Raw genomic sequence first — 8356 nt, 5'->3', positions numbered from 1 at the left:
CATCTCTCTTCAAAATTATCGGCAAAATAAATTTGATCATAAATGTTTATGCACGTCCAATCTTTCTATAATTATGTGGGGATACCTCAGGGGCGAGGGGGTTCTCTTTGGTTTTGCCAAATTTTCTTATTGAACAAAAATATATCAGGATCACTCAGAGCAAAGCGGATTACGGGAAAATACCCAGTTAACCAGCGATCCTAACAACTATCCCACTCGTTCCGCCGTGGATTTTGATTGCGGAAAGCCGATAGATAGCAACGAAATGAGCTTCTTCTGGTCAATATTGACATTATATGATCATCAATGTAGGATGCGCATCCTTTGATCGATTTTAAGCGGTAGGTCTATGCAACATGATGAAAACAATGAAATCTCGATACCTATGGAAGAAGCGAGGAGTGATAATAAGCCTATCAGCTTATCTTCTTTGATAAACAAAATTGACAAAGCCAAAATAAACATTAATAAAATTAAATGGCAAAAGAAAGTGAAATTTCGCTTAAGTGCCTGCACTCTAGTTGGATTGGGTGCCGTAGGTTTTTATGGTGGCGCTCATATTTTCGCTAATTTTAAAAAGTATGAATCACGCGCACGCAAAGAACAGCAGAGGCGATATCGTCAAGATGTGGAAAACCAATGGAAAACATCATTCTATTACTCCGATGTTTTAGAGGAGCTGAATAAAACCTGCCAAGAGTTAGCGCCACTTTTGTTGCAAATTAATGATGTTTATTGCCAAACATCGATTCCTGAAAATAATCAAACTTATTATGGCAACTGTTTCTCTAGTAACGCATCTCATATTCTAGAGAGCAGTTGTAACCAAACATTTGGCTCGTTAACAACCTTTGAATCTTGTGCAACGACATTTGATAGGGAATTTTCAGGACCCTTCAATGACGTGTTTCAAATAGATTGCCACCGCCCTTCTGGGGCAGTTATTGGAGGCTCCTTTGCGGCATTTCTCATCTTGCTTCTTTTAGCGTTTGGATGTTGTGTAGGTGCATTTTCAACTTGGCCTCTTTACTCAAGAAAAGACCCAATTGATGACCTTGCTCCTGACACAAAAGATTTATTGGAAGAGATACAAAAAGATAGTCATCTTATTGAATTTGAAACTAATTTAAAGAAGAGCACGGCAAATGAGGTAATATCGGAACTAAATTCTTTAAAAACAAAAGTAGTTGAGAAAAATGAGAGAAATTTACGCCTCATGACATTTTTGGCCAAATTTTATGAACGAGAAAGTAACACAGGAAAGCAAGTGAAAGATACGAGCATTCTTCCTACAGATATTGTGCATTTAATTTGTTACTTTGCCGAGCTAACCGAAATATCACCAAATGGTTATAGTACACCTTTAGCTTCAAACAAAGATGGAAATTTAAAAAGTGAAATGCATTCTCCTGATGCTGAATCAAGTTCAAATGCCTATTTTGTGTAGTTTTAATTATGAATTTGTTGCTGCTTGCATATTTGTGTTAGGTACAAAAATGGCTTTTAAGCACTACCCTTATAAGCCATCGGAATGAAATGAAACAATGCGCCTTTCGAACAGCTTTAATAGTGTATAATTAATGAACTATTATGTTTGAACGAGCTTGCTAGGTTGATGGCCATTTGGTCCGACCATAAAGTAAAAATCTAAGCATAGAAGATCAATTGATCTGTGCAGTGCACTGCAAGACGATTTGAGGCCTTGTTATTTAAAACGGAAGAATGTGTTGCCGCTTATCGCTGTTGCCAAGACCTAAATTAAGGGTTAATTTAATTAAAGATCAACATATTCAATCATACCTTTAGCATTGACTTTATCGCCGTTAGAAGAACCTATATAGAGCCTGTTATTACTTACACCGCTAAGAGAGCAATCAAATGGTATCAGTCTTATTTTTATCACTTCTTGAATTCCTTTTTTGTTAATTGCAACCACTTCATTCCTGCCGGGTGAAGCTACCCACAAGATTTCACGCTTCTCATCAAAGCAGATACCATCAGGATAATATCTGTTTAGGTCAAAGGGCACTCCATTCTTATCAAACTCAACGTCAAACCCTTTGTTATCAAACGAGTAATAATTCCTTTGATGAATGAGTGAATGGTCTTTACTGACTTGAAACTCACTGACTGATGCTGCAAAAGTTTCTGAAACAAGAAGCCTTTTTTCAGAGTCGATTAGCTTTATACCATTAGGGTATCTGATATTTGATGCTGCTGTTCTAATCTCTTTTTCAGGGGTTATCAGAAGTATATTGGAGGTTACTGGCTTGGCTTTATAAGATGGGTAAAATCCTGAGGTGCTAATATAGACGTAGTCCTGTGATGATATTACAAAATCATGGGCATAACCTGGTTGAGTATTCGATAAATCAGCATAACAAGAAAAAACGCCATCTTTTAACTGTAATAATTTTCGTTCATATAATGAGGCGACTAACATACTATCATCCGATAACCATCCCAAAGCAACCGGCTGATCGTCTAACTCAATTTGACAAGATAATTTATTGTTTTGATCAATTTTGTATATTTTATTCGACCATAAGTCGCAAAACCATAACTCATTATTGTGCCATCTCAAACCTTCGGCAAATTTTATATTGTCAATGAGAGTCCTGGTTTTCATGTTGTTATTCCTTGACGAATTGGCGTGCCATTTAAGAACGATAGTTTATTAAATTATAGAGCCTGCTATCCAACCTGTCTCAAAACCCCAAGGTTTGAAAACCCCCTATCCAAGATATGCACAATCAATAGGTAGTTCAATTTAAACCGAAAGGGTTGTTACTTGACTGTGGTGGCAAATTGATTTTTCATGTAGATTACAGTCTCCATGGTTAAGATTAATGGAAGAGCGTTAGATTAATATTACTGTCCCTAAAATCCATGTTAATTGTTTAAATGGAGCTTTTTGTGAAAGAAAATGTCATCAAAGTGGATCTTGCCAAACCACATAAGCACTTTCAATCCCACTATATTGGCTGTGTGGTTTTAACCCAAGATAATCAAATTTTACTTCAACAAAGACCCGATTATTTTTCGTCCTACCCCGGGTATTTATGTGAGTTTGGTGGCAAAATTGAACAAGGTGAAGAAGCGGAGGATGCGCTTGTTAGAGAAATGACGGAAGAACTGGGCGCCCATGTTGATTTGAAAGACGTAACCCGTTTTGGTGCGATTACTGAGCTAATGTCAAAGCATAGCGAACTTATTCATACATTTTTTTGGCATGATAAGCTGGGTAGTATCACCGGGTGCTATGAGGGCGAGCCAAGATACTTTAACAATGCGGCAGATATTCTGGCATCACCTAAATTAACCGATGGTCTTCGGTGGCTGGTGGGACAATGTAAGAGCCAAGGCTTAATCAAGTAAATAAATAGGAGGCGCATCATGACAAAAGTAACGCTAGATGAAAAATTTAATCTTTTTAATGATTACTGGTCTCCTCGCATCGTCGGCGAGCTCAATGGGCAATATGTTAAACTGGCCAAATTTAAAGGGGAGTTTGTTTGGCATAGCCATGCAACAGAAGATGAGTTATTTTTAGTGATAAAAGGCACACTAAAAATTGAGCTTAGAGACGGTTTAGTGACGTTAAACGAAGGTGAGTTTTATATCGTTCCTAAAGGGGTTGAGCATAAGCCCATCGCAGATGAAGAAGCCCACGTCTTATTGCTGGAACCCAAATCAACTGAACAAACGGGCGGCATTGAAAGCAACCTGCTTGTCGATGAACAACCCTGGATTTAAAACCCTGGATTTAACGCAAGGTTGCCATCAATGGGGGCAGACTCGATTGATTCTTGGGTTTTATTAATAATGATAAATTCTATTCACCATGCTTACACTAGGGATACTTGAGTTCTTAGAAGAGTTAAAATTCAGGGGGTAGCATGAGTTGATTCAAACATTGCATCGGCTAGATTATCGATATCCTCAGTCAATTGATTATGCTCTCTTCCCAATGGAAGGCCTTTATTGTATAGACCGTGTCCAGTAGCACATATAAATAATGAACAAAGAAAGTTGCATCCAACCATTAATGCCATTGAAGAGACTGGTAGATTAGCGGCTGGCACTAGCACTAAGACGCACAAAAACAGGATAGTGCTCAATGACATCATTAAACCACCAATAAATTTCATTGCTGGCGTTGGCGCTAAGTTAAACCGACCGGCCTCTACTTGATACTTGGCGATTGACATTTTTTGATTAAGAACGGAATTGGTTAATGACAGAACCTTAAATGCGTTATGAGCATCAATCTGGTCAGCCAAAAATAAACTTCTGGTATGATTAATAATGGCATTCGCTTTTTCTTTGACCTTTCCATCCAGCGATTCTATCTTCGCGCTAAGCACTAAGTAAGCAATAACAACATCATGCATTTGCTCTTTGATTGGCTCAGATAAGGTGTTTAGCAAACCTATGTTTTTAGTAGCACCAATAAATATTTCTTCTTTCGTTGAATTGTCATCAATCATAATAGGCTGAAACCCCAAAAAAAAGACCTATGATAGCACATCATGGTCTACATGGAAACACTCTGACGATATCAATGTCAATGAACATCAATGGGTCCACCTCTGGTTGATGGCCAAAAGAAGAACTGGGCGCCCATGTTAATTTGAAAGACGTAACCCGCTTTGTTGCAATTACTGAGTTATTGTCAAAGCATAGCGAACTTATTCATACATTTTTTTGGCATGATAAGCTGGGCAGTATCACCGGGTGCTACGAGCGTGAGCCAAGATACTTTAACAATGAGGCAGACATTCTATCATCATCTAAATTAACCGATGGTCTTCGGTGGCTGGTGGGACAATGTAAGAGTCATGGCTTAATCAAGTAAATAGGAGGCGCGTCATGACAAAAGTAACGCTAGATGAAGAAGCCCACGTCTTATTGCTGGAACCCAAATCAACTGAACAAACGGGCGGCATTGAAAGCAACCTGCTTGTCGATGAACAACCCTGGATTTAACGCAAGGTTGCCCATATTAGCGAAGTGTATTGGGAATCAATGCCTTAGTATTTCGGATCCGCCAGAAGAGCCTTTATATAGTTTGTTCAAGAAAAAAATTAGCGATTCAAAGAAATATCAGGATTACTCAGCGTTACACCTAACCCAGGTTGGCCGCTAACTTTTCATAGTGGGACTGCACTAATGAGTCTAAATAAACATTGTTTTTTAATAAGCTAAATTTGATTGGGTTGCCTAAATAACTAAATAAAGAAACACCTCCACCGAGTAAAATGGGAATAGTTGTTATCACCATTTCATCAATCAAGCCTTCTTGAAGGAATTTTTGTACCGTTTTTCCGCCATCGACGTAGATATCCGTGTAGCCTTTCTGATTAAGCTCTTTCACTACGTCATGGGGTGAACCCTGCATTAACTCTACTTTTCCGGCAACTTGTTCTGGAAGAGTCTTTAATGTGTTACTAAGAACATAAACCGGTTTACTATATGGCCACTCACAGTCAAAGCCAATCACTGTTTCAAACGTGTTTCTACCCATGATTAATAGTAATTCTTATCTGTTAGCACTTTACTTGAATTAATAATTTAGAACGCACAAACCCATAACATTTTATTTTGATGATAAGAGATTACCTCTGTTGACAATTAAGCAGATGGTTAATATAATTCGGTATGTTCACAATTTTGCGAACATCTATTTGTAAAAGAGACTGCAATGAGCATTTATTCCTCGAAAACTTTTGAAGCGCTTGCCCAGCAATTTAATCACAGTGGGCTTTCAATGAGCTTAAGTAAAATTCTTGCGCTTTTCTTGGTATCGGAAGAGAAAGTGATTGCAATGAAGGAGGTAGTCGAGCAACTCGGAATTGCCAAAAGCACGGCTAGTGTCGAAGTGGCGCGATTGGAACAAATGCGATTGATTGAAAAAACAATTAACCCTAATCAGCGCGGCCATTATTATCGTCTAAAACCTAACCTTTGGAGTAGCGCACTTGCTAAAAAGCAAGCTGAATTATCCGCGCTTCAATCAATTTTACACAGCGCTGAGAAAGAATTTAGGTCAGTACCTGACTCCCTTAAAGAGTTGCAACAATATGTCGCTTTCATGGAACAAGAGTGGCCACAGTTAATTGCCAAATGGCAGCAGTATAAGCGAGATAATGATGTTCAATAATACTTCAATGAAAACACAAGAGATAATTATCGAAAGCGATTTCAAACTTTCTGGCACGCTCACATTGCCGGGAACATCAAGCAAAAAACCATTTCCGGCAGTATTATTTATTCCTGGCTCCGGCAAAGTTGATCGGGATGTGAATATACCCCAGTTACAGACCAATATTTTTAAGTTATTGGCAGATTTTTTTAGCGAACTTGGTTTTATCACACTGCGATTTGATAAAAGAGGCTGCGGAAAAAGTGGTGGCAATTACCTTGAAGCTGGTTTAAATGATTTTATTAATGATGCGAAGTGTGCACTGAAGACATTAAGGGCCGTTCCTGAAGTTGATCTAAGCAGAGTGCTAGTGCTGGGGCACAGTGAAGGCGCTTTTATTGCACCGACTTTAGCCGACGCTTGTAATGGTCTTATTTTGTTGTGTGGCGGAGCAAGGCCTGGTCGCGAGTTATTGCCCGAACAGCCCGCTCAGTTGATTAATGAAATCAAAGAGGGTAAAGGCTTTAAGGCTCGGTTGCTGAAAATATTACAAATTCATCGGCTCATTAACTGGCAGTTTAACCATGTGGTTAATAAATCAATTAGAACAAACAAATCAGTCATCAAATTGTTAGGCTTTGTGCCATTTAATGCCAAATGGCTGAGGGAGTTTCATCAGTTCAATACCCCCGAAGTGTTAAAGCAAGTTGCTATGCCCACGTTGGTAGTAGGTGGTTCTAGAGACATTCAGGTTAATGCTAAGGAAGTCGCTAAAGTTTGTGAGCTTGTAAATGAAGCAGATGGCGTGGTGCTGGAAAGGATGAATCATCTATTGCGTGATGTTGATTCACATCATCATTTGTTAAGTCTATTGAAAGAATACCGCGAGTCAGTTACAAAGCCGATATCCAGAAAATTACTTGATACCATCAAGCAATGGTGTCAGCAGCACGAGTTCACTCTAGGTGACTCATCAAGTTAATTGAGGCTAGAATATATACAACATGGGTTATATTATCAAAAAAGGACGGGCGCTTGAATTTAATACTACTTGGGAAGGAGATTGTCCCAAAACCCCAAGTTATCTTTAGGGCGAGTTGTATTTTCCAAGCAGTACTATTAACAGTGTTTCAAGTTGATATTGCTCAAAGGACTTCATGTTAAGTTTTTTACCATTCTCTTTTTAACCCAGTCCCGCATGGGATTGCATACAATAAACAATATAGGTACTAAAGCAATTGAAAAGATCGCTAAATATCTGCTCAAGGGCATCAAACCTTCCGCGCTTAAAGGGTTGAATCCACCTGCATAGATAAACCAAAACATGACAAAGAGGGTAAAAAATAACATAATATTTCTATACATACGCTCTTTAATAGGCATGATCAAATAAGCTTTTATAATTTCAATTCTCATAATCCTTTGTATCATATAGATATTAAAGATAGTGCCCGGAATAAAAACCCACCAACGGGAGATTGATAGCCCTTCTACAAACCTATTGGTATCTCCCTGAATGGCAAATAAGGAAACGGTTAAGTACTGGATAAGAGGAAGCATGTTAAAAACTAAAAACCAGTATGCAAAAATAAAAAGATTTCTTTGTTGGCTTATGTTTTTACGATTAATAGTCCATAGGCTAATAAGAAGAATGACAAGGCTAACAAAGGGACCAGCAATGCCTATCAGAGCTGCTGCCGTGCCACTGTCTTGTTGGAACAGTAAATTATAGTCCACATTCTCATCGACATTTAATAAAAACCAGCCACCATAGTGAACTGAAAAAGGACTAGACTTTAGACCATAAAGCCACGCAACCAGTCCATGACCCCATTCGTGACACAAAACAGAAATATAATATGCTGTGATGAATGCAATGATATTTAAAAGGCATACTTTTGAACTATGTTTCTCTTGAATACTCATTTTGGTAGCCCATATCCAGTGATTAATTTTATAAACAGTATAATACAGATTGTATATCCCAAAAGCCCAAGGTTTGAAAACGCCATACCCAAGGCATTCAGAAAGTTCAAAAACCTTGTCTTAGCGTTGTATATACATGGCATCGGACATAAAGCAAGACCGATGAGCTGAATAAATAATTTAGCCCACATTAGCGAAGCGCTGAGGAATCCTGATATATTTTTGTTCAATAAGAAAAATTGGCAAAACCAAAGAGATTCATTCGCTCAATCTTTTTAAGGCCGT

At 38.3% G+C, this 8356-nt stretch carries 9 protein-coding genes; 5 read left to right on the top strand and 4 right to left on the bottom strand.

Going from position 1 to position 8356, the window contains the following annotated elements; genetic code table 11:
• The first annotated feature begins 349 nt into the window (after positions 1-349).
• Positions 350-1447, top strand: coding sequence for a hypothetical protein (locus AB3348_RS14445; RefSeq protein ID WP_367608334.1), 1098 nt, complete (start codon positions 350-352; stop codon positions 1445-1447).
• Between the two features lie 327 nt (positions 1448-1774).
• Here the strand turns inward: AB3348_RS14445 and AB3348_RS14440 are convergent, their stop codons facing one another.
• A complete protein-coding gene (locus tag AB3348_RS14440; protein WP_367608332.1) occupies positions 1775-2629 on the bottom strand; it encodes an SMP-30/gluconolactonase/LRE family protein in 855 nt (284 codons plus the stop codon).
• 287 nt (positions 2630-2916) lie between these two features.
• Between AB3348_RS14440 and AB3348_RS14435 the strand changes: the two genes are divergently transcribed.
• Together AB3348_RS14435 and AB3348_RS14430 are read left to right on the top strand one after the other, a co-directional pair.
• Entirely contained in the window at positions 2917-3378 is a 462-nt protein-coding gene (locus tag AB3348_RS14435) for an NUDIX domain-containing protein (protein ID WP_367608331.1), read from the top strand.
• Between the two features lie 18 nt (positions 3379-3396).
• A complete protein-coding gene (locus AB3348_RS14430; RefSeq protein ID WP_367608330.1) occupies positions 3397-3756 on the top strand; it encodes a cupin domain-containing protein in 360 nt (119 codons plus the stop codon).
• Between the two features lie 131 nt (positions 3757-3887).
• Here the strand turns inward: AB3348_RS14430 and AB3348_RS14425 are convergent, their stop codons facing one another.
• Both AB3348_RS14425 and AB3348_RS14420 read right to left on the bottom strand, forming a co-directional pair.
• A complete protein-coding gene (locus AB3348_RS14425) occupies positions 3888-4490 on the bottom strand; it encodes a hypothetical protein (protein WP_367608328.1) in 603 nt (200 codons plus the stop codon).
• A 638-nt stretch (positions 4491-5128) separates the two neighbouring features.
• The gene (locus tag AB3348_RS14420; RefSeq protein WP_367608326.1) at positions 5129-5527 is read right to left on the bottom strand and encodes a dihydrofolate reductase family protein; all 399 of its coding nucleotides are present in this window, start codon (positions 5525-5527) and stop codon (positions 5129-5131) included.
• A 177-nt stretch (positions 5528-5704) separates the two neighbouring features.
• Here AB3348_RS14420 and AB3348_RS14415 point away from each other — a divergent pair, with 177 nt between their 5' ends.
• The gene (locus AB3348_RS14415; protein ID WP_367608325.1) at positions 5705-6163 is read left to right on the top strand and encodes a GbsR/MarR family transcriptional regulator; all 459 of its coding nucleotides are present in this window, start codon (positions 5705-5707) and stop codon (positions 6161-6163) included.
• A 7-nt stretch (positions 6164-6170) separates the two neighbouring features.
• Entirely contained in the window at positions 6171-7127 is a 957-nt protein-coding gene (locus AB3348_RS14410; protein WP_367608324.1) for an alpha/beta hydrolase, read from the top strand.
• A gap of 173 nt (positions 7128-7300) precedes the next feature.
• Here AB3348_RS14410 and AB3348_RS14405 read toward each other — a convergent pair whose 3' ends face one another.
• Entirely contained in the window at positions 7301-8071 is a 771-nt protein-coding gene (locus AB3348_RS14405) for a hypothetical protein (RefSeq protein WP_367608322.1), read from the bottom strand.
• Positions 8072-8356: the final 285 nt, after the last annotated feature.

The organism is Legionella sp. W05-934-2 (assembly GCF_964199965.1).
In the GTDB taxonomy this organism is placed as follows: Bacteria; Pseudomonadota; Gammaproteobacteria; order Legionellales; family Legionellaceae; genus JAFIFT01.
This window is presented reverse-complemented; position numbering and strand designations above follow the sequence as displayed.